Raw genomic sequence first — 235 nt, 5'->3', positions numbered from 1 at the left:
TGTCGCAGGTTCGAATCCTGTCTTCCCGATTGATGGCGGTGTAGCTCAGCTGGCTAGAGCGTCCGGTTCATACCCGGGAGGTCGGGGGTTCGATCCCCTTCGCCGCTATAATGATCTTGTTGGACCTTTAGCTCAGCTGGTTAGAGCTCTCGGCTCATAACCGAGTGGTCGTAGGTTCAAGTCCTACAAGGTCCATTAATACTATGGAGGATTACCCAAGTCCGGCTGAAGGGAA

Annotated in this window: 2 tRNA genes; both read left to right on the top strand. The window is 53.6% G+C overall.

What is annotated here, in order from left to right:
• The first annotated feature begins 34 nt into the window (after nucleotides 1-34).
• Nucleotides 35-108: transfer RNA gene (locus tag HMPREF2728_RS10170), tRNA-Met, on the top strand.
• Nucleotides 109-121: 13 nt separating this feature from the next.
• Nucleotides 122-195 (top strand) — tRNA-Ile (locus HMPREF2728_RS10165).
• The last annotated feature ends 40 nt before the right edge of the window (nucleotides 196-235 follow it).

Source organism: Streptococcus sp. HMSC061D10, assembly GCF_001808865.1.
In the GTDB taxonomy this organism is placed as follows: Bacteria; Bacillota; Bacilli; order Lactobacillales; family Streptococcaceae; genus Streptococcus.
Note: the sequence above shows the minus strand (reverse complement) of the source record. Positions and strands in the feature narration are given on the sequence as shown.